The 24,285-nt window shown below is 41.7% G+C and carries 21 protein-coding genes; 1 reads left to right on the top strand and 20 read right to left on the bottom strand.

The features are described from left to right. Positions 1 to 3 precede the first annotated feature (3 nt). From coaBC to MLE14_RS09895, 6 genes are all read right to left on the bottom strand, one after another. The gene (gene coaBC / locus MLE14_RS09920; RefSeq protein ID WP_243298212.1) at positions 4 to 1,212 is read right to left on the bottom strand and encodes a bifunctional phosphopantothenoylcysteine decarboxylase/phosphopantothenate--cysteine ligase CoaBC; all 1,209 of its coding nucleotides are present in this window, start codon (positions 1,210 to 1,212) and stop codon (positions 4 to 6) included. Between the two features lie 76 nt (positions 1,213 to 1,288). Next, positions 1,289 to 1,489, bottom strand: coding sequence for a DNA-directed RNA polymerase subunit omega (rpoZ, locus tag MLE14_RS09915; RefSeq protein ID WP_243298211.1), 201 nt, complete (start codon positions 1,487 to 1,489; stop codon positions 1,289 to 1,291). A 1-nt stretch (position 1,490) separates the two neighbouring features. Continuing rightward, the gene (gene gmk / locus MLE14_RS09910) at positions 1,491 to 2,111 is read right to left on the bottom strand and encodes a guanylate kinase (protein ID WP_243298210.1); all 621 of its coding nucleotides are present in this window, start codon (positions 2,109 to 2,111) and stop codon (positions 1,491 to 1,493) included. 9 nt (positions 2,112 to 2,120) lie between these two features. Beyond that, positions 2,121 to 2,384, bottom strand: coding sequence for an extracellular matrix/biofilm regulator RemA (gene remA, locus MLE14_RS09905; protein WP_097159531.1), 264 nt, complete (start codon positions 2,382 to 2,384; stop codon positions 2,121 to 2,123). A gap of 56 nt (positions 2,385 to 2,440) precedes the next feature. After that, positions 2,441 to 3,319 carry a YicC/YloC family endoribonuclease gene (locus tag MLE14_RS09900; protein ID WP_243298223.1) on the bottom strand — a complete coding sequence of 293 codons (879 nt, stop codon included), beginning with the start codon at positions 3,317 to 3,319 and terminating at the stop codon, positions 2,441 to 2,443. Positions 3,320 to 3,619: 300 nt separating this feature from the next. Then, positions 3,620 to 6,298 (bottom strand): calcium-translocating P-type ATPase, SERCA-type, encoded by a 2,679-nt coding sequence (locus MLE14_RS09895; RefSeq protein WP_243298209.1) that lies wholly within the window; start codon positions 6,296 to 6,298, stop codon positions 3,620 to 3,622. Positions 6,299 to 6,750: 452 nt separating this feature from the next. On the opposite strand from MLE14_RS09895, the gene MLE14_RS09890 reads away from it, so the two are divergent. Continuing rightward, positions 6,751 to 8,457 carry an Rqc2 family fibronectin-binding protein gene (locus MLE14_RS09890; RefSeq protein ID WP_243298208.1) on the top strand — a complete coding sequence of 569 codons (1,707 nt, stop codon included), beginning with the start codon at positions 6,751 to 6,753 and terminating at the stop codon, positions 8,455 to 8,457. Positions 8,458 to 8,570: 113 nt separating this feature from the next. On the opposite strand, the gene MLE14_RS09885 is transcribed toward MLE14_RS09890, so the two are convergent. From MLE14_RS09885 to lspA, 14 genes are all read right to left on the bottom strand, one after another. Further along, entirely contained in the window at positions 8,571 to 9,692 is a 1,122-nt protein-coding gene (locus MLE14_RS09885; RefSeq protein ID WP_243298207.1) for an ABC transporter permease, read from the bottom strand. Between the two features lies 1 nt (position 9,693). Continuing rightward, positions 9,694 to 10,623, bottom strand: coding sequence for an ABC transporter ATP-binding protein (locus MLE14_RS09880; protein ID WP_243298206.1), 930 nt, complete (start codon positions 10,621 to 10,623; stop codon positions 9,694 to 9,696). A gap of 275 nt (positions 10,624 to 10,898) precedes the next feature. Beyond that, positions 10,899 to 11,522 (bottom strand): orotate phosphoribosyltransferase, encoded by a 624-nt coding sequence (gene pyrE / locus MLE14_RS09875; protein WP_243298205.1) that lies wholly within the window; start codon positions 11,520 to 11,522, stop codon positions 10,899 to 10,901. Then, positions 11,519 to 12,238 (bottom strand): orotidine-5'-phosphate decarboxylase, encoded by a 720-nt coding sequence (gene pyrF, locus MLE14_RS09870; protein ID WP_243298204.1) that lies wholly within the window; start codon positions 12,236 to 12,238, stop codon positions 11,519 to 11,521. Before pyrF ends, pyrE begins: the two co-directional genes overlap by 4 nt. After that, positions 12,207 to 13,142 carry a dihydroorotate dehydrogenase gene (locus tag MLE14_RS09865; protein WP_243298203.1) on the bottom strand — a complete coding sequence of 312 codons (936 nt, stop codon included), beginning with the start codon at positions 13,140 to 13,142 and terminating at the stop codon, positions 12,207 to 12,209. The genes pyrF and MLE14_RS09865 overlap by 32 nt, the downstream gene beginning before the upstream one ends. After that, on the bottom strand, positions 13,142 to 13,906 hold the full coding sequence (locus MLE14_RS09860) for a dihydroorotate dehydrogenase electron transfer subunit (protein ID WP_390628618.1): 765 nt from the start codon (positions 13,904 to 13,906) through the stop codon (positions 13,142 to 13,144). Before MLE14_RS09860 ends, MLE14_RS09865 begins: the two co-directional genes overlap by 1 nt. Beyond that, positions 13,893 to 17,114 (bottom strand): carbamoyl-phosphate synthase large subunit, encoded by a 3,222-nt coding sequence (carB, locus tag MLE14_RS09855; RefSeq protein ID WP_243298201.1) that lies wholly within the window; start codon positions 17,112 to 17,114, stop codon positions 13,893 to 13,895. The genes MLE14_RS09860 and carB overlap by 14 nt, the downstream gene beginning before the upstream one ends. Positions 17,115 to 17,198: 84 nt before the next feature. Further along, positions 17,199 to 18,296, bottom strand: coding sequence for a glutamine-hydrolyzing carbamoyl-phosphate synthase small subunit (gene carA, locus MLE14_RS09850; RefSeq protein ID WP_243298200.1), 1,098 nt, complete (start codon positions 18,294 to 18,296; stop codon positions 17,199 to 17,201). Next, positions 18,293 to 19,582, bottom strand: a complete 1,290-nt coding sequence (locus tag MLE14_RS09845; RefSeq protein ID WP_243298199.1) for a dihydroorotase — start codon at positions 19,580 to 19,582, stop codon at positions 18,293 to 18,295. The genes carA and MLE14_RS09845 overlap by 4 nt, the downstream gene beginning before the upstream one ends. Then, on the bottom strand, positions 19,542 to 20,474 hold the full coding sequence (locus MLE14_RS09840) for an aspartate carbamoyltransferase catalytic subunit (protein WP_243298198.1): 933 nt from the start codon (positions 20,472 to 20,474) through the stop codon (positions 19,542 to 19,544). Before MLE14_RS09840 ends, MLE14_RS09845 begins: the two co-directional genes overlap by 41 nt. A gap of 168 nt (positions 20,475 to 20,642) precedes the next feature. Further along, entirely contained in the window at positions 20,643 to 21,950 is a 1,308-nt protein-coding gene (uraA, locus tag MLE14_RS09835) for a uracil permease (RefSeq protein ID WP_243298197.1), read from the bottom strand. Between the two features lie 159 nt (positions 21,951 to 22,109). Beyond that, a complete protein-coding gene (pyrR, locus tag MLE14_RS09830) occupies positions 22,110 to 22,649 on the bottom strand; it encodes a bifunctional pyr operon transcriptional regulator/uracil phosphoribosyltransferase PyrR (protein ID WP_243298196.1) in 540 nt (179 codons plus the stop codon). Positions 22,650 to 22,859: 210 nt separating this feature from the next. Further along, on the bottom strand, positions 22,860 to 23,771 hold the full coding sequence (locus tag MLE14_RS09825; protein ID WP_243298195.1) for an RluA family pseudouridine synthase: 912 nt from the start codon (positions 23,769 to 23,771) through the stop codon (positions 22,860 to 22,862). Further along, a complete protein-coding gene (gene lspA, locus MLE14_RS09820) occupies positions 23,740 to 24,240 on the bottom strand; it encodes a signal peptidase II (protein WP_243298194.1) in 501 nt (166 codons plus the stop codon). The genes MLE14_RS09825 and lspA overlap by 32 nt, the downstream gene beginning before the upstream one ends. Between the last annotated feature and the right edge of the window lie 45 nt (positions 24,241 to 24,285).

The raw sequence follows: 24,285 nt of genomic DNA, 5'->3' as shown, positions 1-24,285 counted from the left end.
ATCTCACCTGCCTTTTAATAGCTCTGTCACTTTCTCTAAAATCTTTTGCGCAACTTGGGTCTTTGACAAAATAGGCAGAGCTTCCTGGTCACCTTTTGAATCTATCAGAGTTACAATGTTTGTATCGCCTTCGAACCCCGCCCCTGCTTCCGTCACATCATTCGCTACTACCAAATCAAGATTCTTTTCCTTTAATTTTTTCATCGCATATTCTACTACATCATTCGTTTCGGCAGCAAAACCAACCAAAATTTGATGGGATTTAATTTTTCCAAGGTCTTTTAAGATATCTTTTGTCTTTTCCAGCGTAATAGTGAGGGTACTGTCCTGTTTCTTCAGTTTCCGGTCAAAAACGTTGACAGGCCGATAATCAGCGACTGCAGCACTCTTGATGACAGCATCTTGCTCTGCAAATCTTTCCATCACAGCATTGTACATTTCTTCGGCTGATTCTACCTTAACCAGGTTTACCTTATCGGGAACCGCAAGGCTTACTGGGCCTGATACTAAAGTTACCTCAGCTCCTAATCTGGCTGCTTCTTCTGCAATCGAATAGCCCATTTTGCCGCTCGAACGATTCGTTAAGTAGCGGACAGGATCAATCATTTCTTTGGTTGGCCCAGCTGTTACCAATATCTTTCTTCCTTTAAGTGGCAGGTCTTGCTGATCTCCCCCCAAAAAGAAAGCTACTATTTTTTCTGTTATTTCTTCAGGCTCAGCCAGTCTGCCTTTACCAACATATCCGCATGCCAAATAGCCTTCATTTGGTTCCACAAATGTATAGCCATAATCTTTAAGAATTTGTATATTGCGTTGAACTGCGGGATGTTCGTACATATGTACATTCATCGCCGGTGCAATCCAAACAGGTGCTGTTGATGCGAGCAGTGTTGTGGTAAGCATATCGTCCGCGATTCCATTAGCCAGTTTTCCAATGACATTGGCAGTGGCCGGCGCCACAACAATTAAATCGGCCCAATCGGCTAAGTCAATATGTGAAATAACGTTAGGATCCTTTTCGGCAAATGTATCTGTAAAAACAGGCTGTCTCGAAAGAGCTTGAAACGTTAGAGGCGCAACAAATTCTTGCGCACTCTTTGTCATAATGACCTTGACGGAAAACCCCGCCTGGGTCAGTTTACTAGTTAATCCAGCACCTTTGTAAGCCGCTATTCCCCCTGAAACACATAAAAGAATATTCTTTTTCACCATTTCTATTACCCCCTTAAAGAATGAAAGGGGTCTGATCCCACAAATCAAAATTGTGGGGTCAGACCCCTGGAAGAGCCTACTCTTTGGTTGCCATTTTCAAATCGCCGCTGTTAATTTCCTCAAGTGCTTTCCCGACACTCTTATGTGAGACATATTTATCCAATAAAGGCGGTTCTTCGTTCAAATTTAATTTGCGGGCTCTTTTTGCAGCAATTGTAACTAAAGAGTATTTTGAATCTATTTTTTGTAAAAGCGAATCAATTGATGGATATAACATACTATTCATCCACTCCTAACATTTCTTTATATATTTTTTCTACACGTACACGACGGCAATGCTCGGCTTTGACAATCGCATTGATGGTATCACATGCAGATTCAATTTTATCATTTACTACCACATAATCGTATAAATTCATTAATGATAGCTCTTCCTTGGCGGCCTGCATCCGATTTTGGATGATATCTTCAGTCTCAGTTCCGCGTCCTGTTATGCGTGATTTTAGTTCTCGCAGGCTCGGCGGAACAAGGAAAATAAACAAACCTTCCGGAAATTTTTCTCTTACTTGTTTTGCCCCTTGGACTTCAATTTCCAAAAATACGTCCTTCCCATCATCGATCGTCTTTCGGACATAATCGAACGGAGTACCATAATAATTCCCAACATATTCGGCATATTCCAGAAGCTCACCGCGTTCAATCATTCTTTCAAATTCATCACGTGTTTTAAAAAAATAATCGACTCCATCAATTTCGCCTTCGCGCGGTTTTCTCGTTGTTACCGATATGGAATATTCATATTCTGTGTCTTCTTTTGAAAAAATCGCTTTTCTTACCGTCCCTTTTCCAACTCCAGATGGGCCTGATAAAACGATTAGTAGACCTTTTTTCCCTTTCATGCATTGTACCTACCCTTCATCCACGATCTCATCTCTGTCCACCAATCGACTAGCTACAGTTTCGGGTTGAACAGCTGAGAGAATCACATGGTCTGAATCCATAATCAGCACTGCTCGGGTACGTCTTCCGTATGTAGCATCAATAAGCATATTCCGATCACGTGCATCTTGAATTAAACGCTTAATTGGAGCTGATTCAGGACTAACAATTGAGATTAATCGATTGGCAGATACGATGTTCCCAAAACCAATATTAATTAATTGTATCCCCATAGGCCCTCCTAATTCTAATAGAATAGTTTGCCCTTTAGCAGAAGCAAATATTCTTGCTATTCGATATTTTGAACTTGTTCTCGCATTTTTTCAAGAATTGTTTTCAATTCTACCACATCTTGAGCAATTTGTTGGTCATTAGCTTTGGAACCGATTGTGTTAATTTCTCGATTCATTTCTTGAATCAGAAAATCAAGCTTTCTCCCAACAGGCTCTTTTATTTCGAGTGATTGAAGAAATTGGCTGCAATGGCTGGATAGCCTAGTTAATTCTTCGCTAATATCTGCCTTATCGGAGAAAATAGCAACCTCTTGTAACAGCCGGTTTTCATCAACTGGGCCAGTGTATAGTTCCCTGATTCTCTTTTCAAGACGTTCTTTATAATGCCGGGTGACTAATGGTGCCCGTATTTCGAGACTATTCACCATTTGCTGTAATTCATTTATGTATTGAATCAGGACGTTTTTGAGTTCTTCCCCTTCAAGCCTTCTCATTGAAAGCAGAGCTTGTGCTGCTTCTTCTGCACATGAAAGAAGAAGTTCTTCTACTTCTGCAAGGGAACGTTCTTCTTTTTCTTGTATCTGAAAGATTTCCTCCTGTTTTAAAAGGTGGGAAAGATTCACTTGTTCTTGGATAGAGTAATGATTCTTTATTTCACGTAGTGCATCAACATATTGATCTAAAAGCATCCAATCGACCTTAAAATTTTTTACTAGCAGACCTTCTCCCTCAATATTGACAAAGCCCTCAATCCGGCCACGATGTATAAAGCGTTGAATTCTTTTTTTCATCTGATCCTCTAAATGAAGAAAGGATCGGGGAATTCTTAGGTTTATTTCACAAAAACGATGATTAACTGCCTTTAGCTCAACTGTGACTTGAAAGGAGCCTGCCTCTTTTGAGCTGCTGCCATAGCCAGTCATACTTTTGATCATACTCTTCACAACCTTTTCACCTTAAAGAAAACTTGGCTTGCGTCAAGCCTTTAGGCACCGACGATTGCCTAGTTGCCCTTATCACGCTCGAAACGCCACGTCCTAATGTATCGCTAGACTAGGCCATCCTGGCATTCGTACTTTATTCCTAAAAATTTTGTCTGCGTCGAATCCCATCTTAGCAAAATTTTATACTTTTCCTAAAGTATAAAAATCGTCCCATTCATGATAACAGAATTCAGTGTCAATAGAAAAAAGGTAATAGAACAAGCTCTACTACCTTTTGGATTATAACACATATTAAACTGATTTTCTTGTAAAATGTGAGCCGACCCAGATAAACGTTGGAATGGCAGCCAAGCCTGTAATCAACAGCCAATCTTTCACATCAATCGCCACCGTATGGAAGACGGTTTGCAGTGGCGGATAGTAGATGACAATGAGCATCAGAATTAAGGATGAAAGGACAGCCCCTACTAAATACTTGTTTTGAAACGGATTTCGTGCAAATACTGAAATATCGCTGCGGCAGTCGAACACATGGATTAATTGCGCCATGACTAAGGTCGCAAAAGCTACAGTTTGGGCATAGGTTAAATTTTCTTTCTGACCCTGGTATGCAAGCATGAAGGCAATCAAAGTGACAATCCCTATCAGGAAACCTCTTGAAATAACTTTCCAGCCTAAACCTCTGGCAAATACACCCTCTTTTGGATGTCTAGGTTTCCGGTTCATCACATCTTCTTCAGATGGGTCTAACCCAAGAGCCATCGCTGGCAGACCATCTGTTACAAGATTCACCCATAATATTTGAATCGGTACAAGCGGAAGCGGTAACGCAAGCAGCATCGCGAAAAGCATGACTAAAATTTCTCCAACATTGGAGGCTAACAGATAACGGATAAATTTGCGGATATTTTCATAGATATTGCGGCCTTCTTCAATGGCTGCTTTGATCGTGGTAAAATTATCATCTAGTAACACTAAAGAGGACGCCTCTTTCGCAACATCTGTTCCTGTAATCCCCATCGCAACACCGATGTCTGCCGCTTTAATTGCCGGGGCATCGTTAACACCATCTCCGGTCATCGCTACAATATGCCCGCGGTTTTGGAAAGCTTTTACGATTTTCAGTTTATGCTCTGGGGAAACACGGGCAAATACAGTCGTCTTTTCAACTACTTCTTCGAGTTCCTCGACTGACATGTCATTTAATTGATGACCCTCTAATACTAAGCTTTGGTTTGTCAATAAACCGAGCTGCTTCGCAATCGCTCTGGCTGTAATTGCGTGATCACCCGTAATCATGACCGTTTGGATACCAGCCTTCTTACATTGTTTAACGGCTTCTCTAACTTCTGGCCGCGGCGGGTCGATCATTCCTTGTAATCCGACAAACGTTAAATCCTTCTCTGCCTCCATTTCATGGAGAGGGTAGGTTCCTGTTTGTAACGGTCTGTATCCGACTGCAATAGTGCGCAATGCTTGCTCGGCCATTGACTCGATAGCTTGTACGACATTTTTCCGCATCGTTTCTGATAAATATTGAAGCTTATTGTCATAAAGGATGGAGTCACTCACCTTTAAAAGTACATCTGGTGCTCCCTTTGTAACGACAAACTTTTTTCCATTTCGGTCTTCTACAATTACGCTCATCATTTTTCTTTCCGAATCAAACGGAAATTCATGAACGATTTTAAATTGCGATAAGAGACTTTTCCTCGATAGGCCAGCTTTCATTGCAGCAACCAGCATAGCCCCTTCTGTAGGGTCGCCATCTAAGTAATAATGGTCTCCATCATTTTTTAATTCCGCATGATTACAAAGCATCCCAAAGGTTAAAAGCTGCTGGAATGATTTTTCGCTGGCAGGTTCCACAGCTCTGTCACCATCCAGAAATTCTCCAGCCGGCTCATAGCCTTGTCCCGTTACTCCCCAGATTTTGCCGCCGCTCCAAAGCTTCGTAACCGTCATTTTATTTTGTGTCATCGTTCCTGTTTTGTCAGAACAAATCACCGATGCACAGCCTAATGTTTCAACCGCTGGCAGCTTGCGGACGATCGCATTGCGTTTGATCATTTTTTGCACGCCGAGTGACAAGGCAACTGTTACGATAGCAGGCAATCCTTCTGGTATGGCCGCAACAGCTAAGCTTACCCCTGCAAAGAACATTGTATATAAATCATGTCCTTGTATGATTCCGACAACAACAACGAGTGCAGTTAGGAACAAGGCAGCAACGATTAAAATTTTACCGAGCTCTTCAAGCCGCCTTTGTAACGGCGTCATCGTTGATTCAGCTGTTTGAAGCAGATCCGCAATTTGTCCCATCGCAGTTTTCATTCCAGTTGAAACAACGACCCCGACTCCTGACCCTCTAGTAACCAATGTTCCCATAAATGCCATATTATGCATATCGCCAATTGACAGGTTAGAATCGCGGATTGGGGATACATTTTTTTCAACCGGAACGGACTCACCTGTCAAAGCTGACTCTTCTATTTCTAAGCTTTTCGCTTCAATCAGTCTTAGATCCGCTCCAACCCGGTCTCCCGCAGCAAACTTTAGAATATCGCCAGGGACAACTTCTCTTGACGGGACTTTAATCCATTCCCCGTCTCGAAGCACCATCACTTGCGGAGCAGATAGCTCTTTTAAAGCCTGGAGTGACTTCTCGGCTTTTTTTTCCTGGAAAAATCCTAAAAAACCATTCACTAATACAATCGCCATAATGGCAATGGCATCGACATACTCCCCGAGCAGCCCTGAAATCAGGGTGGCACCGAGCAGTACGAGAACCATAAAATCTTTAAATTGGCTAAAGAACAGGAGAAGGGCCGATTGTTTCTCTCCCTCTTCTAATTCGTTATATCCATGTTTCTTTCTTCTCTTTTTCACCTCATCATTCGTCAAACCTCTTTCAAAATTGGTAGCTAGACTTCTTTCCAGATCTTCTACTGGCATTTCATGAAATTTCATACGGTTTCGCACTCCCCCCTCAGGTCAAAAAAGAGTTGTCCTTCTCTTGGATACTTATTCAGACTCGTCCAAAAAAATGCTATAATAATTGCAAAAGCTGAAGTGTGCTATTCTGGAGTTAGACGACGAACAACGAGAGCGCACAGAATGTACTGACCCATTTGGCTGTACATTTTTTCATTGGTCTTGAATCGTTCACAAATCTGACATTAAATCCGTTATTTTCAGCAAAAATAGCTATTTTGCGGATATAATAGGACATATGATCCGCTATTCACCGAAAGTCAGCCAAATATCGCTGGTATATGCTAATATAGCGGAACCTATGTCCTTTCATTTTGAAAATCACCGTATTTGTCACAAATAGCGGAACCCATGTCCGCTAAAACACGCGTATATAATAAAAAAACACTTGGCCTAACAAGCCTTAATAAATAAAAGGAAGTATTCATATGTCTTTTGATGGATTGTTCACTAGAGCTATGGTTCATGAACTTCAAAGTTTAATTGGAGCGAGAATACATAAGGTCCACCAGCCCTATAAATTAGAATGTATTTTACAAGTAAGAGAGAATGGGATTTCCCATAAGCTATTGCTGTCGGCACACCCCAGTTTCCACAGGGTACAATTGACAGAGGAAATCTACGAGAATCCGAAAGAGCCGCCGAAGTTCTGTATGCTTTTACGCAAGCATTTAGAAGGTGGCGTGATTGAAGCAATCGAGCAGCAGGGGCTCGATCGGATTATTACCTTCCGCATCAAGTCCAGAAACGAGCTTGGTGATTGGAAAAACAAACATTTAATCATTGAACTGATGGGCAGACACAGTAATCTCTTATTAGTTGACCCAGAAAAAATGGTAATCTTGGATTGTATTAAGCATATCCCTTCCCACTTAAACAGGCATAGAACACTGTTGCCAGGTCACCCTTATATAGCGCCGCCTGCTCAGGATAAAATGAGTCCGCTTGAAGCTACGGAAGAAGATGTGTTGAAGAAGATTGATTTTAACAGCGGAAAACTGCCACAGCAGCTTGTCCAGAATTTCGAAGGATTATCACCGATGCTTGCGAAGGAAATCGTCTCCCGTGTACTATTAGCCAATCGTGTTACCCTTCCGAACATGTTTGTTTCGGTGATGAAGACTATTCGCCAGCACGAGTATACTCCTTCAATCATGCTGAGTGAGGAGAAGGAAGCCTTCTATTTCATGCCGTTATCTTCAATAAGCAGTGAATATCAAAGCTTTGCCACTTTAAGTGTGTTGTTGGACCGATATTATTTTGGAAAAGCAGAAAGAGACCGGATAAAGCAAATAGCCGCAGACCTTGAAAGAGTCCTTCAGCAGGAGAAACGCAAAAATGAACTTAAAATTGAAAAACTGCTCCAAACTTTAGAAGAAGCAAAAGAAGCCAACCGTTATCAGCTTTACGGAGAACTGCTCACGGCTAATTTATACCGGATTGAAAAGGGGATGGAGGAAATCGAGGTTGAAAACTACTACAGTGAAGAGGCCGAAACGATTGTGATTCCATTAAAGAAAACGAAATCCCCGGCTGAAAATGCTCAAAGTTATTTTTCTAAGTATCAAAAATTGAAACATGCAGCTGACATTGTCCAAGAACAAATTGATCACGCAATAGAAGAAATTAAATATCTTGAAGTGCTGATCCAGCAGCTCGAAAATGCTGCGCCTAAGGATGTTGAAGAAATTAGAGAAGAATTGATCGAAGAAGGGTATCTAAAAGCAAAACCAGATAAGGGGAAAAAGAAAAATAAACCGCAGCCTCCTAGCCTTGAAACCTATATTTCCTCTGATGGAACGGAAATTCTAGTCGGTAAAAATAATAAACAAAACGATTACTTAACCAATAAAGTTGCCAAAAAAGATGAAATTTGGCTTCATACTAAAGATATTCCCGGATCCCATGTCGTGATTCGATCGACTGATCCAACTAATGAAACGATTCTGGAAGCCGCCCGTCTCGCTGCTTATTTCAGTAAAGCAAGAAGCTCAAGCTCCGTTCCGGTCGACTTTACCAAAGTGAGGCATGTGAAGAAACCAAGTGGAGCCAAGCCTGGATTTGTGATTTATGAACAGCAGCAGACTGTTTATGTGACGCCAGATGAGGCGGAGGTTATGAAATTAAGAAAATAAATTTAAAAAAACGGCCCGCAGAGTCCTGATGACTTTTGCAGGTTGTTTTTTTATGATTGGAGTACTTTCCAAAAAAAGAATCCATTCCACAACATATGGAATGGTCATTACGATTACCTTGTTTCCGCAATCGCCTTTGATTTATAAACAAAAGAACCGATGAAAAACGAAATGAGCCCCCAGATTACTACAATTCCAATCCCTATCCAGAACGAACTGGTGGTTATACCTGTTTCATACACCATTGAGTCTCTTAATCCGTCTACAAAATATGTAAGCGGCAGCACTTGCGATACAGGCTGGAGCCAATCGGGCATAGTTTCAACCGGGAAAAAGATCCCGCTTAGGAACATCATTAAGAAGCTCGTGATATTGGCTAATCCCATATAGGACTCCATTGTTTTACTGAAGGAGGAAAATAAATAACCGATTGCATTAAAAGATAAAGCTCCTATTAGGAAAACAACGAGGAGACTAAGGAAATCGATGTGTAAGTTGGCTCCAAATCCTAATACGCCAATTAGCGATAATAGAATGATTTGGACACATGCAAATATCATCCTCATGGTCATATCACTCAGTCCGAATAACCCCATCTTTGCAGGAGTCATGCGCAGTCTCTTCATTAGTCCTTTTCGGCGCATGTCAACTAAATCGACCATCCCAAAAAGACCGCCTTGGGCAATTGATAAGGCAATCATACCTGTTAAGATAAAATCTTCTTGCTGTAAATTGCTGCTACCAGAGGAAATTGACTCGAATTGTAACTCGTAAGTCGGAGTTCCACCTAATGCCATGAGATTGGCTGACTGAATAAAATTATTTAACAAACTGGATACTGCTTGAGTCGTAACGTTTCTTTCATTCTCCCTGTTTACCATTAATAGAATTGATTTTTCATCCAGAGTTTCTGGAAGTACGATAACAGCATTGACGTCTTCCTCTTTGAGCCAGGATTCTGCCTGTTCCCTGCTTACTGGCTCTCCCGTTTCAATTTCAAGCATAGAAAGGTTTTGAATCTGCTCAAACAGCATTTGCGATGTCTCGTTCGGATTCTCATTGACTATTGCCACTTTGGCCTCGAACTCTTCGTTTGAATCTCCGCTAAATATCAGCATAAATATAACCATCAGAATAACAGGAAAGAAAATTCCCCAAAACCATGCTTGTTTTTCGCGAAAAGTCATTTTTAACTGGGCCATAAACATTTGTCTAAATTGTTTCCCAAGTTTCATCTTAATCCCTCCATTCCTTTCCTGTAAATGCAATAAATACATCTTCAAGACTTAACTCCCGAATGGAGACCTGTTCGACCCGATAGCCTTGCTCTTTAGTAAAGGCAAATAAAGCAAATAAGGTGTCTTCTGGATGAATTGTCCAAAGCTTCAGTTGGGTTCCTTCCCCTGCAGTCCGTACAACAGAGGGATGATTTTGCATGATTTGTAACGTTTTTGCTGCAGCTTCCTCATGTTCTGCGAAGGATAACCTAACTTCACGCTCTTTTGTCAATTGTTCGATTAATGCAGCTGGAGTATCGATCGATATAATCTTGCCATTATCGACAATACAGACGCGGTCACTCAATTTTTCCGCCTCTTCCATGTAATGTGTTGTCAGCACAACGGTTTTTCCCATATCCTTGAGCTTTACAATAATGTCCCAAATATTTCGTCTTGCCTGCGGATCCAAGCCTGTTGTCGGTTCATCCAAAAAAATCATTTCAGGGTCATTAATCATCGCCAGACCAATTGCCAGCCGCTGTCTTTGCCCGCCTGAAAGCTTTTTAACCTGTTTATTCTGATGCTCTTTCAAATTGATCATTTCAAGGACTTCGCTAGTGGGAACTTGTTTGGAGTAAAAGGAGGCAAATAGTTCTATGTTTTCTTGGACTGTCAGTAAATCAAATAAAGCACTGGACTGCGGCTGAACGCCAATCATCATTTTGATTTTTTCTGCGTCTTTGTCCCAATTCATGTCCCCAAATGCAATTTGCCCATGATCTGGCGGGATAAGACCTTGGATCATCTCAAGTGTTGTCGTTTTACCTGCTCCATTTGGTCCGATAATCGTGAATACTTCGCTTTTATTGACAGAAAAGCTTATGCCGTTCACTGCGTGAACACTTCCAAACGATTTACGCAACTCGCTTACTTCTAAAACTGACATGGTTTCATCCTCTCTTTTCTTCTAGAACTCTCTCTAAATTTAATGGAAAACAAAGGAAATGATACCCATCGGAAGATGGAAATTGATCTAGGTCTTGAGACGTATATAGGATTAGAGAAGAAAATAAAAAAGAACAATAAAGAGGACTATCTATTTCCTTTTTTCAACAAAATCCCTTGCCATTATATGTTAAAAAAAAGAGAATATCCGCTTTATTGTTCTAATTTATTAAGGTATTTTCACATAGCTAATGCACATCGTTGAAACTACTAGTATTAGAGTTTCCAATTTTCCGGATCTTGCTGCCAATTCCTTAACGTTTCTGCATCCTCTTCACTAATTGCATTCACTTCTAAAGCAGCCTCGATTAATTCAGGAAACGTACAAATTGAAAAGTTTAGAATATCATGCTCTTGAAGCTGGTCAATTCCTTTTTGAAGTTCATAAGTAAAGATTGAAACTGTACCAAGCACATCGATTCCGTTATCCCGCAATGCATGAACAGCTTTAATCACACTTTTCCCTGTCGAAATTAAATCCTCAATTACAACGACCTTGTCCTCTTCTTTAATTAGGCCTTCAATAAGATTTTTTCGGCCATGCCCTTTAGATTCGCCTCTGATATAGCTCATTGGCAGATTTAATTGTTCACTGACCAAGGCTGCATGAGGAATTCCGGCTGTTGCAGTTCCTGAAATATGAGTTGCTTCAGGAAACTTTTCATTGATTTTATTAGCTAATTGCTGCGCAATTAATTTACGTACAGAAGGAAAAGAAAGGGTGAGCCGATTATCGCAATAAATCGGTGAAAGAAGACCAGAGCTTAGTGTAAAGGGTTGATTGGGTCTTAGCTCGACTGCACCTATTTCTAGTAATTTTTTCGCCACTTCATAACTCATTGTCTTGTTTCCTCCCATTCCTGTTTAATTTTCGTGTATGCCTCAAACGGATTGTCTGCCTTCGTAATCGGACGACCGACAACAATATAGGAAGCTTTTAATCTTTTTGCTTCTGCTGGGGTTGTTATTCTGTGCTGATCTCCCTGCTCTGATCCAAGCGGTCTGATGCCAGGTGTAACAGTGATAAACGAGTGTCCCAGCAACTCTTTTAATCTCTTGCTTTCGAGCGGTGAGCAGACCACCCCATCCATTCCGGATTGAGATGCAAGAGCAGCCTGTTTTTCGACCATTTGCTCAAGCGGAAGATCAACAAATGTCTCTTCTTTTAATTGCTTTGCAGAAGTACTGGTTAGTTGCGTGACAGCAATACATAGCGGTCTGACCGTACCTTGCAGCTTGCCATCCTCTAATCCCTCAACTGCCCTTCTCATCATCTCAGAGCCGCCAAATGCATGAACATTGATAAGATCCACACCAAGCTGTGCCAAGCCTTTCATTGCTGAATAGACTGTATTTGGGATATCATGCAATTTTAAATCCAGAAAAATCGCATGATCCTGTGCTTTTAAGAATTCAATAATTTTGGGTCCTTCCTGATAAAACAACTCCATACCCACTTTAACGAACAACGATTCTCCCTCAAATTTTTCAAGAAAGGTCTTTGTTGCACTCAAAGAAGGAAAATCAAGAGCTACGATGATTGGCGACTTTGTCATGTTTGCGGCTCCTTCCGATACATTCATTAATTGAGGTAAACCCTAGCTCAGTAAGTCTTGCTGGAAGCTCGTCGATTAACTTTTTGCATATAAACGGGTCGACAAAATTAGCTGTCCCCACCGCAACTGCACTTGCTCCGGCATATAAAAATTCAATTACATCATCTACGGACTGAACTCCGCCCATCCCGATAATAGGGATATCAATATTTTTACTGACTTCATACACCATCCGAATGGCAATAGGTTTAATTGCCGGACCTGAAAGGCCACCTGTCCCATTGTGGATAATTGGCTTTCCTGTCACAGTATCAATGCGCATTCCAATCAGTGTATTAATCATCGTAATTCCATCGGCTCCAGCAGCTTCTATTGCTTTTGCCATCGATACGATATCGGTTACATTTGGAGACAGTTTGACGTAAACTGGTACACTTGATACTTCTTTAACCTTTTGCGTTAATTGATAGGCTGTCTCAGGGGTACTTCCAAAAGCAATTCCCCCATGTTTAACGTTTGGACATGAAATGTTTAGTTCTAATGCCTTCACATTTTCAACAAGACTGATTTCTCTTGCGACTGTGACGTAATCCTCCATCGTTGCCCCAGCTACATTGGCGATAATCGGCACATCATACTGGGATAGCCATGGAAGCTCCTCTGTACACACTTTCTTTAGTCCCGGATTTTGCAGTCCAATCGCATTGAGCATCCCGCTTGAGGTTTCGGCAACACGCGGTGTCGGGTTGCCGAATCGCGGTTCCGGTGTGGTTGCTTTAATCATAATGGCACCGAGCAGGCTTAAATCATACAAGCGGCTATATTCACGGCCAAAGCCAAAGCATCCCGAAGCAGGCATGATCGGATTTTTTAAATCCAAGCCAGGTAGTTTTACAGATAACATTAGATCACGACCTCCTTTGCCGCAAATACCGGGCCATCACAGCAGATTTTATAATAATTTTGTTCATTGCCGGTTTGTTTGACGACGCAAGCAAAGCAGGCTCCGATGCCGCAGCCCATCCGTTCCTCCAGAGAAATAAAGAGAGGAATATTTGTTATTCGAGATTGCAATGCTCTCAGCATTGGAGTTGGACCACATGCATATACGATATCGAATGCCGTATTGAGCTGTTCAATCACATCTGTAACATATCCCTTTTGTCCCTCCGTCCCATCATCCGTGGCAATAAAGGTGAGGCCAAGCTCTGAAAATTCACCTTTTAGGAAGACTGCCTCCTTATTTTGAAAACCAAGCACATGTGTGACATGATGCCCAGCACCAGTAAGCTGCTTCGATAGTTCATAAAGAGGAGGCACCCCAATGCCTCCTCCTACGATTAGACATGAACTCGCTTGTTCTGGAAGGGAATAGCCATTGCCAAGCGGACCTAACACATTGAGTTTATCCCCTGCCTGCTTTTTCGAGAGCAGTTTGGTACCTTCTCCGCCAGCTCGGTATATAAGCGTACATTGCTTTGTTTCTTGATTAAATTCTGAAATACTGATCGGTCTTCTTAACAGATGAGCCTCACTTCCTGTCTGCACATGAACAAATTGACCGGGTGCGGATATCTCATTTACTAAATCACCTTCAAGCACAAGACGAAACGTATTCGCTGCAATAGACTGGTGTTCAATGATCTTCATGTCATCAATGCGCATAATGAAGCTCCTTTGTCAGCTTTTCTTTAGACTTTGTCAACCCTGCTGTCGAAAACGTCATCGACTCAATCACACGAATTAACGCTTCTGCCGTATCAAGAGATGTCAGACATGGAATTCCGTTTTCAACCGATTCTCTTCGGATTCTAAATCCGTCTCTTTCCGGCTGTTTTCCTTTAGTTAGAGTGTTTATTACAATTTGAACCTGGTTTTGTCTGATTTCATCTAGTAAGGTTGGGCCGCTTTGGCCAATTTTCTCTACCTCTTTTACAGGCAAGCCGGCATTTTCTAACATCTCTGCCGTTCCTTTCGTTGCAAGGAGCTGGAATCCGAGCTGATACAGTCTGTTAGCCAGACGGACCGCTTCATCCTTATCTTTATCTGCTACAGTCAGCAGCACATTTCCATGTTGAGGTATTTTGAATCCAGCCGCTTTGAGACCTTTGTATAAGGCTTTTTCAAGTGTTTGGTCTTTTCCCATCACCTCACCTGTCGACTTCATTTCAGGTCCGAGGGTGACATCTAGTCTTCTAAGTTTAGCAAAGGAGAAGACTGGCACCTTTACATATACTTCATCGTTAGGCTCGACATATTCAGTTTCAATTCCTAAGTTTTTCAAGGAAGCTCCAAGCATGATCTTAGTCGCGATGTTTGCCATTGGGACATTCGTGATTTTACTTAAGAAAGGCAGTGTCCGGCTTGAGCGCGGATTAACCTCAATTACGTAAAATTCATCTTCCGACAGTACATACTGAATATTGAACAAGCCTTTAATTTTTAAGCCTCTCGCTAGCTTTCTGGCACTCTCGATTACTTTTTTAATTTGCGTAGGTGTTAAGTTTTGCGGCGGATAAACTGCAATGGAATCCCCTGAATGGACACCCGCTCTTTCAATATGTTCCATAATCCCTGGAATGAGGATTTGTTCCCCATCGGAAATCGCATCGACCTCTACTTCTTTACCAGTAATGTAACGGTCAATCAGTACAGGGTGTTCTGAATTGATTTTCACAGCATTGGCCATATAAGAAGCAAGTTCTGACTCGTTGTAGACAATCTCCATTGCTCTTCCGCCAAGGACGTAAGACGGACGGACTAATACCGGATAACCGATTCCTTTTGCTGCGTAGATTGCTTCCTCAACAGTAAACACTGTGGTTCCTTGCGGCTTTGCAATTCCTTGCTGATCGAGTAATTGTTCAAACCGTTTTCTGTCTTCGGCCAGGTCAATGCTATCCAGACTTGTACCTAGTATTCTTACTCCCCGCTTGGCTAGACCGTCTGCTAGATTAATAGCTGTTTGGCCTCCGAACTGTACGATCACCCCGATTGGTTGTTCCAGTTCAATCACATGCATAACATCTTCAATTGTCAACGGTTCAAAATAGAGGCGGTCACTCATGGAATAATCGGTTGATACTGTTTCTGGATTGTTATTAATAACGATTGCTTCGTATCCAAGCTCTTGAATCGCCCAGACGGAGTGTACGGTAGAATAGTCAAATTCCACTCCTTGCCCGATTCGAATCGGTCCGCTTCCGATCACAACCACTTTTTCTTTATCGCTTGGAATCGACTCATTCTCTTGTTCATAAGTGCTGTAGAAATAAGGTGTCTTCGCTTCAAATTCCGCTCCACATGTGTCAACCATTTTGTAAACGGGCTTCAGGTTTTCACGTTTTCTAAATGCTTCAACCTCTTCCACCGTCTGTTCCCATAGCTTGGCGATTGCCCAGTCAGAGAAGCCCATTTTCTTTGCCTTCTTTAAACATTCAAAGTTATTGGCATTGTTTTTCAGCTCATTTTCCATTTCTATAATTCTTTCCAGTTTCCATAAGAAGAAGCGGTCAATCTTGCTCCAATCGTGGATTATTTCTGTATCAATCCCTCTTCTTAGGGCTTCAGCAATATAAAATAGTCTTTCATCACCGGCTTTTTGGATCCGTTTTACGAGCAGTTCCTCTGAAACTTCTTCTAGTTCTGACATAGATAAATGAGATGTTCCCAGTTCTAGAGATCTAACGGCTTTTAAAAGGGATTCTTCAAAGTTTCTTCCAATTGCCATTACTTCCCCGGTTGCTTTCATTTGCGGGCCAAGAGTGCGTTTTGCTGACTCAAACTTATCAAATGGCCATCTTGGAATTTTCGTTACGACATAATCTAGAGTTGGTTCAAAGCTTGCAAAAGTACTGCCTGTTACTGGATTCGTAATTTCATCGAGAGAATATCCTACTGCCAATTTAGCTGCGAGTTTGGCAATTGGATAACCGGTAGCTTTGGAAGCTAGGGCTGATGAACGGCTTACCCTTGGATTCACTTCAATGACATAGTATTGGGAGCTGTGCGGGTCAAGCGCGAGCTGAACATTACACCCGCCCTCAATTTTTAAGGCACGGATAATATCTAGTGAAACCGTTCTTAACATTTGAAACTCTTGATCAGATAACGTCTGGCTTGGTGCAACTACGATTGAATCTCCTGTATGAATACCGACTGGATCAAAGTTCTCCATGTTACAAACAACAATTGCCTGATCCTTATGGTCACGCATTACTTCGTACTCTATTTCCTTCATGCCGGCAATACTTTTTTCAAGCAGGACTTGGCCGACAGGACTCATTTTCAATCCATTCTTCACAGTTTCTCGTAAAGATTGTTCGTTATCACAAATTCCTCCTCCTGTCCCGCCAAGTGTGTAGGCTGGACGAACAATAACAGGGTAGCCAATCATTTCGACAAACTGCAAAGCATCATCCATTGTATGGACGATTGAACTTTCTGGAACAGGCTGATTCAGCTCCTCCATCAGTGAGCGGAAAAGTTCGCGGTCTTCTGCCTGCTGAATCGACGATAATTTCGTACCAATTAACTCAACATTACATTCTTTTAAAATACCAGATTGATCAAGTTCAACAGCGAGGTTAAGACCTGTTTGACCTCCTAGCGTAGGAAGCAGCGCATCTGGGCGTTCTTTTCTGATAATGCGAGAGACAAATTCAAGGGTTAGCGGCTCGATGTAAACAACATCTGCCATTTCAGGATCAGTCATAATGGTAGCAGGGTTGGAGTTTACTAGAATAACTCGATACCCTTCCTCTTTTAATGCCAGGCATGCCTGTGTTCCGGCATAGTCAAATTCAGCTGCCTGACCAATCACAATCGGGCCAGATCCAATTACCATAATGGTTTGTATATCGTCTCTTCTTGGCATAAGAAAGCTCCTTTCAGTTTCAAACGATTGTAAGTTGTTTCAGTATTGTATCGGTTTTCCAAATCCGCGATATAAGCTCAGATTCTATTTTTTCAATATCAGCATTGTTTCGGAATGACTCTTCTCTATAAGCTCCATAAATTCATCAAAGAGATATCTGGAATCATCTGGACCCGGAGAAGACTCTGGATGGTATTGAACCGAAAAAGCAGGATAAATTTTATGACGGACACCTTCAACCGTTCCATCGTTTACAGCAATATGGGTTAGTTCTAAATCCGTATTTTCAAGTGAGTCTAGATTGACTGCATATCCATGGTTTTGTGAAGTGATATAGACTTTGTCATGCCGCAAATCTTTGACAGGGTGGTTTGCACCTCTGTGGCCGAATTTTAATTTATACGTTTTCGCTCCGCTTGCGAGGGCTAGCAGCTGATGACCCAGACATATTCCAAATACAGGAATTTTCCCTAATATCCCTTGAATCATGGCAATGGCATATGGAACATCGACAGGATCCCCGGGACCGTTAGAAAGGACAACCCCATCGGGCATAAGCTGTAATAATTCATCGCTTGTGATAGTATGAGGCACGACCAATACATTGGCGTCCCGTTCATTTAATTCGCTCAGAATATTATGCTTCATCCCAAAGTCTACAACTACGACCCGTTTTCCTCTTCCCGGACTGGGGTACGGCGTTTTAGTTGACACTTGCGCAACCTGATCAGTTGGCCAATGTCTCGTTTTTAAGTTTTGTAATATTGTTTTTTCATCGGCATCTGCATTTACAATCGCTGCTTTCAATGAACCATGCTCCCGAATAATACGAGTTAACATTCTTGTATCAATTCCGCTTAAACCTGGGATTTGGTGAAGTTTGAGATACTCATCAATCGACCATTTTTGCTTCCAATGTGAAGGGAGGTCACAGTTTTCTTTTACGATTAGAGCCTGAATATGAGGCTTAAAGGACTCCATATCATCGCGGTTGATTCCGTAGTTTCCGATTAAGGGATACGTCATCACCACTATTTGTCCGCAGTAGGATGGATCCGTCAGTACCTCCTGATACCCGGTCATTCCTGTCTGAAAGACGACTTCTCCATAGATTTTAGAGTCATAACCAAAGCCTTCTCCCTCCATAACAATGCCATTTTCTAGAATTAGTTTCTTTTTCATACCACTACCCCCTCTGCTGAGTAAACCAATTTCCCGTTGACAAATGTCATCACTGGCCAACCTTTACAATTCCAGCCATGAAATGGAGTGTTTTTACCTTTAGATAAAAATGTCTCAACGTCTATCTGCCTTTCTTCATTTACATCTATTAAAACAAGATCCGCTATTGCTCCAATTTGCAATCGGCCAAAGGTAAGACCAAATGCTTCACTTGGGCGCACTGTAAGCCAATCCACCAATTGTTTTAAAGTGAATACACCCTTTTCGACAAAGTGTGTATACAAAAGCGGAAAGGCTGTTTCTAATCCGACGATTCCAAATGGTGCCTGATCTAATTCCTTTGCTTTTTCCTCTTGGGTATGCGGTGCATGGTCTGTTGCAATGAAATCAATCGTTCCATCGAGTAATCCTTCAATTAAAGCATCTCTGTCCTCTTTTGCACGCAGAGGAGGATTCATTTTATACGAAGTTAACGGTTCTTTAATATCATCTTCTGTTAACAAGAGATGGTGCGGTGTTACTTCTGCTGTCACACGGATTCCCGCCTTTTTTGCATCCCGGATGACCCGTACTGATTCTTTTGTACTTACGTGGCAGACATGGTAATGACATTTGGCTGCTTCTGCCAACAGGACATCGCGGGCAATATGGACAGCTTCACATATGGATGGAATCCCGTTAACGCCAAGTTCTTTAGCTTTCATTCCGTCATGAAAAGAACCGCGGCAGATGAGGGTGTTATCTTCACAGTGAGCAATGATCGGCTTTTCAATTTGGGCAGCCTGCTTCATAGCTTCATACATCATTCCAGCGGATTGGACACCGACTCCATCATCGGTAAAGCCGAGTACGTGATCATAGTTTAAAGCTTTAAAATCAACGAGTTCTTCCTCTTTTTGCGCAACTGTAATGGAAGCATAAGGGAGCACCCGTACCTTTGCGTATTTGTTAATGAGCTGGAACAGACTTTCTACATTTTCTCTTGAATCAGGAACCGGTTTGGTATTAGGCATTGGGGCGATCGTTGTAAATCCTCCGCGTGCAGCAGCCATTGTCCCTGTTTCAATCGTTTCTTTATGCTCTCCGCCTGGCTGGCGCAGGTGGACATGCAAATCAACAAAGCCCGGAAATATGAAGCGGCTGTTTCCGTCAATCACTTTTTCAGCATCACTTGTTTTAGATAAATCCTGACCCATTGCAGCAACTTTGTTCTCCTCGATTAGAACATCTCCAGCAATAATCTTGTTACCATCCAACCATTGTACGTTCTTTAGCAGTGTTTTCATTTGTTCCAATCCCCCATTTTTGTAGTAGTGAGTCAATCATGGCCATTCTTACATAAACACCATTTCTCATTTGCTCAAAAATCCTCGATTGCGACGATTCTACTAATGCACCCGCTATCTCTACTCCTCTATTCACAGGAGCAGGGTGCATAATAATACTTCCGGGCTTCATTCTTTTCGCTCGCTCTATCGTCAGACCATATTGACTATGGTAATCTTCTATTTTCCCCTTTTCTGTATGCCGTTCTAATTGCACGCGCAGCATCATTACTACATCGACTATTGACAGCACGTCGTCTATATGGCGAAAGCTGCCCCACTGCAGGAGCTCTTCATCGACCCATTCAGCAGGGCTGTAAAAGAACACTTTTGCCCCCAGCATAGCCAAAGCACGCGCATTAGATCTGGCAACGCGGCTATGTTTCAGGTCACCCGCTATTAAAACCTTTACCCCCTTAAAGCTGCCAAATTCTTTCTGGATTGTGTAAAGATCAAGCAGGCATTGGGATGGATGCTGCCCGCTTCCGTCTCCTCCGTTAATAAGCGGTATGTTAAGATAAGGAATTAAATCTTTATAATAGTCCGTTTCAGGGTGGCGAATGACCAAGAGATTACAGCCGATTGCTTCGAATGTTTTGACCGTGTCATAAAGAGTCTCCCCTTTTTGAACACTAGAATGGATTACTTCAAATTGGATTATATTTAACCCAAGCTTTCTTTGCGCTACTTCAAAGCTAGATTTAGTGCGAGTACTAGGTTCATAGAAAAGATTGGCTGCGAATATCTCTTTATTTTGCATGGGAATCTTGTGTTCTTCATGTTCCTTTGCTAATGAAAGAATGCTTTGAATATCATCCGCAAGAAAGTCTTCCATCGATACAAAATGCTTCATTCTTTTTCATCCTCCACCTTAAATTTGCAAAACTTTTTAAAAAAACACCTTGAGAGAGACTCAAGGTGCGTGAAAGCATGGGAGAGCAGGAGATCATACATGTTCCCTTCTCCTCATTACACCTTTTGCAGCCTCTCGGGACTACTATTAAAAGGTTTAATCTTTTATTTAATTTTCTGTTGGAAACATTTCTTCAGGATCTACTTTCGATCTTCCTGGCAGGATTAAGTTCAGCACAATTCCAGAAAGCGTAGCTAACGCCATTCCGGAAAGGGTAAAGTCACCGATTTGGATAAAAGCTCCGCCAATTCCAATAACTAAGATAACTGATGCAATGATTAAATTTCTTTGCTGCGAAAAATCAACCTTATTATCAATAAGCATTCTTAGACCGCTTGATGCGATAATACCAAACAAGAGGATGGAAACACCGCCCATAACTGCTGTAGGAATCGAAGAAATAAGGGCTGATACCTTGCCAATTGTGGAAAACAGGATTGCGGTTACCGCTGCTCCCCCGATCACAAATACGCTATATACACGTGTTATGGCCAATACACCAATGTTTTCCCCGTATGTTGTTAATGGCGGACCACCAATTGCGCTTCCAATCATCGTTGCAATTCCATCACCAAATACTGATCTGTGCAGACCCGGTTTTTGAATTAAATTGCGATCAATTACTTTACTTAATACCATTTGGTGACCAGTATGTTCGGCTAAAGTTACAAAAGCAACAGGTGCAATGAGCCAAACAACCGTCCATGAAAAATTAGGTGTGTAGTTCACAAACGGTACCATTACATGTGGCAAGGCAAACCATGCTGCCTCTTGAACGGACCCGAGATCCACTAAACCAAAGAAGTAAGCGGCAACGTATCCGCAAACAACCCCAATCAAAACAGGTATTAGCTTTAAGAAGCCTTTCAAAAAGATAGAAGCAATAATAGTAACAGCTAATGTTATGAGAGCGACAAGTATAAAATCTAAACGATAAATTTTTTCGCCAGCTGCAGTTGTTTCATACATCGCCATATCAACAGCAGTCGGTGCTAGGCTAAGACCGATAACCATAATGATTGGCCCAACAACGACTGGAGGCAGCACCGTAAATAACCAGCCTGTGCCTAGACCTTTCAATAATAAGGCTACAATTCCGTAAACAAGACCAGCTACAAAGCAACCTATCATTACGGATTCTTGGCCATCAAGGGCCTTTGCAGTAAGAATCGGGTTGATGAAGGCAAACGATGAACCGAGATAAGCAGGAATTTGACCTCTTGTAATGGCTAGGTAAGCAAGTGTACCTAAACCGCTTGAAAGCAATGCTACAGCTGGCTCTAATCCTACTAAAATCGGCACTAAAATGGTAGCGCCAAACATCGCAAATAAGTGCTGTATACTTAATATGATCCATTGATTCCACTTGGGAACTTCGCGAACATCTAGTACTGCATTTGGATTTCGTTTATTCATTGTTTTTTCCCCTTTTGATAATGTTCTATTTTTTTCAAAAAAATACCCTCTTTATGACCTGTTAAGGCACAAAGAGGGTACAGTAAAGCAGTTCCATTGCTGCATGAAACAATGTACTCCCCTTGGCAGCCTCACAGGACCACATTAAAAGGGATTAATTTATTTTTCAAAAATGCTAACTTGATCAATATTATCTACTTCATTAAGCTTTACTACTATTTTTTCAGATTTGGAGGTTGGAACATTTTTGCCGACATAATCGGCCCGAATCGGGAGTTCCCGATGTCCCCGGTCCACCAGCACTGCTAGTTGGATCATCGCTGGTCTTCCCTGATCAACCAAAGCATCTAGTGCAGCACGTGACGTTCTCCCTGTATAAAGAACATCATCAACCAAAATTACCTTTTTTTGGTGAATATTAACCGGAATATCAGAACCTTTTACCAGCGGCTCATGGTTTGCTGTTTTCTCAGAAAGATCATCTCTGTACAACGTGATATCTAGTTCCCCGACTGGAATTAATTTACCTTCAATTTGATTAATTTTTTGCGCTAATCGGTTGGCCAGATAAATGCCCCGTGTTTTAATGCCAATCAGAACACAATCATCAATCCCTTTGTTCTTTTCTATAATTTCGTGTGCGATTCGGGTCAATGCTCGGTTAATTGCTTGCGCATCCATCACTTGTGCTTTTTCCATACTGAGATGTCCTCCTTGTCAGCTTAATTAATGAGAGGTACGAAAAAACCTCTCACTCCGGGAAAGTGAGAGGTTTGGATAGACGATTGGTGCTTATACGTGCGCCAATACTCGCAGAATTTGTCCTATTCCGTTACCTTCTCAGTCTCACGGGACTGTCTTTAAAGGTCTTAAACACTATACAAAGCATATCTATCTTTACGTTTTTTGTCAATCATTTTTTCTGAGATAGTCGATTAGTTTCTCGAATTCATCCGGGAGTGGTGCACTAAATTCAAGGTATTCCCCAGTGCGGGGATGAGTAAACCCAAGGACTTGGGCATGTAATGCCTGTCCCTCAATATCTAACGTCTTTTTCGGTCCATACTTTGGGTCTCCGGCTAACGGATAGCCAATATACTTCATATGAACACGGATTTGATGCGTTCTTCCTGTTTCAAGCTCGCATTCTACAAACGTATAGTTTCTGAATCTTTCCTTAACTCGAAAGTGAGTTACGGCATGTTTTCCGTTATCAACAACTGTCATCTTTTGCCGGTCTTTTGGATCTCTTCCCAACGGGGCATCAATCGTTCCGACATCATGGGGAATCACACCATGAACAATGGCTAAATACTTTCTTGTTACAGTTTTTTCTTGAAGCTGTTTAACTAGCCTCTCATGGGCTAAATCATTTTTTGCAACCATTAGCAATCCTGATGTATCCATATCAATCCGATGAACAATCCCTGGCCGTAAAACTCCGTTTATCCCTGATAGATCCTTGCAGTGATATAGGAGTCCGTTGACCAATGTCCCCCGTGTATGTCCTGGTGCAGGATGTACGACCATTCCGCGAGGTTTATTGACGACTAAAACATCTGCATCCTCATAATAGATATTTAGGTCCATTGGTTCCGGTTCAACATCTAATTCTTCTGCTTCCGGTATCTCTATCGTAATCGAATCGCCAGAGGCAACTTTATAATTTCTCTTTACAGTATCCCCGTTGACTTTTACTGCCCCTGATGTGATCCAGTTTTGTATTTGACTTCGGGACCATTCTTCATTAAGAGCAGATAGAACTTTGTCAATCCTCTCCCCTGCTGTATCACTCTGTATGCTGTACTCCATCGTTTCCATCAATTGATTTCTCCTTTTTAGCCATTCGCTCCTCGATAAACATCCAAATCATCAATAAAATCACACCAATTACTAAGCTTGAGTCGGCAATATTAAAGATTGGAAAGTCATAGCCAAAAATATACACATCTATAAAATCTACTACTTCCTTTCGAAACACACGATCAATGAAATTGCCAATTGCTCCCCCTAGCATAAGAGCCAGGGCGACACTTGCCATTATTTTGCCCTTTGCCCATTTTTGCATGTAATAAACAATCCCAATAATGACAACGACTGTAATGATGTAAAAGAACCACATTTGCCCTTGAAGAATGCCCCAGGCCGCTCCTTGATTGCGATGGGATGTTATATAAAGGAAATTTGGAATCACTTCAATACTTTCGCCCAGTTCCATTTGTTTGACAATGATCCACTTCGTCCATTGATCTAACAATATAATGAGCACGGCAAGCAGGTAATAGATCACAAACTTTACCTCCGATTTAAATTTTATGTATAGATTTTAGCATAC

It is taken from the genome of Bacillus litorisediminis (assembly GCF_022808645.1).
GTDB lineage: Bacteria > Bacillota > Bacilli > Bacillales > JC228 > Bacillus_BF > Bacillus_BF litorisediminis.
Note: the sequence above shows the minus strand (reverse complement) of the source record. Positions and strands in the feature narration are given on the sequence as shown.

Excerpts from the sequence above, each read along its gene's own strand:
- gmk (WP_243298210.1), bottom strand. The coding sequence starts at position 2,111 with ATGAAAGGGAAAAAAGGTCTACTAATCGTTTTATCAGGCCCATCTGGA.
- carB (WP_243298201.1), bottom strand. The coding sequence starts at position 17,114 with ATGCCAAGAAGAGACGATATACAAACCATTATGGTAATTGGATCTGGC.
- carA (WP_243298200.1), bottom strand. The coding sequence starts at position 18,296 with ATGAAAAAGAAACTAATTCTAGAAAATGGCATTGTTATGGAGGGAGAA.
- MLE14_RS09840 (WP_243298198.1), bottom strand. The coding sequence starts at position 20,474 with ATGAAGCATTTTGTATCGATGGAAGACTTTCTTGCGGATGATATTCAA.
- MLE14_RS09895 (WP_243298209.1), bottom strand. The coding sequence starts at position 6,298 with ATGAAATTTCATGAAATGCCAGTAGAAGATCTGGAAAGAAGTCTAGCT.
- pyrE (WP_243298205.1), bottom strand. The coding sequence starts at position 11,522 with ATGAGTTATGAAGTGGCGAAAAAATTACTAGAAATAGGTGCAGTCGAG.
- uraA (WP_243298197.1), bottom strand. The coding sequence starts at position 21,950 with ATGAATAAACGAAATCCAAATGCAGTACTAGATGTTCGCGAAGTTCCC.
- MLE14_RS09880 (WP_243298206.1), bottom strand. The coding sequence starts at position 10,623 with ATGTCAGTTTTAGAAGTAAGCGAGTTGCGTAAATCGTTTGGAAGTGTT.
- MLE14_RS09865 (WP_243298203.1), bottom strand. The coding sequence starts at position 13,142 with ATGTTATCTGTAAAACTACCTGGCTTGGATTTAAAAAATCCGATCATG.
- coaBC (WP_243298212.1), bottom strand. The coding sequence starts at position 1,212 with ATGGTGAAAAAGAATATTCTTTTATGTGTTTCAGGGGGAATAGCGGCT.
- rpoZ (WP_243298211.1), bottom strand. The coding sequence starts at position 1,489 with ATGTTATATCCATCAATTGATTCGCTTTTACAAAAAATAGATTCAAAA.
- MLE14_RS09825 (WP_243298195.1), bottom strand. The coding sequence starts at position 23,771 with ATGGAAACGATGGAGTACAGCATACAGAGTGATACAGCAGGGGAGAGG.
- pyrR (WP_243298196.1), bottom strand. The coding sequence starts at position 22,649 with ATGGAAAAAGCACAAGTGATGGATGCGCAAGCAATTAACCGAGCATTG.
- MLE14_RS09900 (WP_243298223.1), bottom strand. The coding sequence starts at position 3,319 with ATGATCAAAAGTATGACTGGCTATGGCAGCAGCTCAAAAGAGGCAGGC.
- MLE14_RS09890 (WP_243298208.1), top strand. The coding sequence starts at position 6,751 with ATGTCTTTTGATGGATTGTTCACTAGAGCTATGGTTCATGAACTTCAA.
- remA (WP_097159531.1), bottom strand. The coding sequence starts at position 2,384 with ATGGGGATACAATTAATTAATATTGGTTTTGGGAACATCGTATCTGCC.
- MLE14_RS09885 (WP_243298207.1), bottom strand. The coding sequence starts at position 9,692 with ATGAAACTTGGGAAACAATTTAGACAAATGTTTATGGCCCAGTTAAAA.
- pyrF (WP_243298204.1), bottom strand. The coding sequence starts at position 12,238 with ATGACAAAGTCGCCAATCATCGTAGCTCTTGATTTTCCTTCTTTGAGT.
- MLE14_RS09845 (WP_243298199.1), bottom strand. The coding sequence starts at position 19,582 with ATGAAAACACTGCTAAAGAACGTACAATGGTTGGATGGTAACAAGATT.